The organism is Vibrio sp. OPT46, assembly GCF_015163535.1.
GTDB lineage: Bacteria > Pseudomonadota > Gammaproteobacteria > Enterobacterales > Vibrionaceae > Vibrio > Vibrio alginolyticus.
The window spans coordinates 1-431 of the sequence record NZ_JADDYG010000557.1 but is presented as its reverse complement, the minus strand read 5'-3'; the positions used below and the strand labels follow the sequence as shown (position 1 = coordinate 431).

Here is a 431-nt window from a genome sequence, read left to right as displayed (position 1 = left end):
AGGCGAGCTTGTTGGTGGTATGACGATGGACGTGACAGACCAAGGTATTGGTTTTGAGTTTGATTACCGTGGTGCAACTAAACCTGTAACGGTTGCACAACAGTAACACATTGAGTAGAAAAAGGCGGCATATGCCGCCTTTTGTTATTATGTACCGCATTAAAAAGCGAGTGGGAAGAGCGACGCTTACTCATCTATTTGAGGATGAGAGTATTGTTGATATTCAGGTAACTCTTTTCTTAAATTACTAAATGTTGCCCATGCACTTTCTTTTGAGAGTTTGTTGATCAGCCAGTTTGGCAATAGACCTCCGGGGTCAGCAAACGCCTTGTATTCCACGAGTGTTGTATCGTTTGTGAGTTTTTGTAACTCCCAAGTCGCATCAACCGAGCGAATTCGAACATAACCATTTTGTTCAGCAAGATATGAGT

General features: G+C 42.5%; 1 pseudogene. It reads right to left on the bottom strand.

Annotated elements, in window-relative coordinates:
* Positions 1–186: 186 nt before the first annotated feature.
* Positions 187–431 (bottom strand): annotated as a pseudogene (locus IQR33_RS22320) (hypothetical protein); the annotation flags it as partial.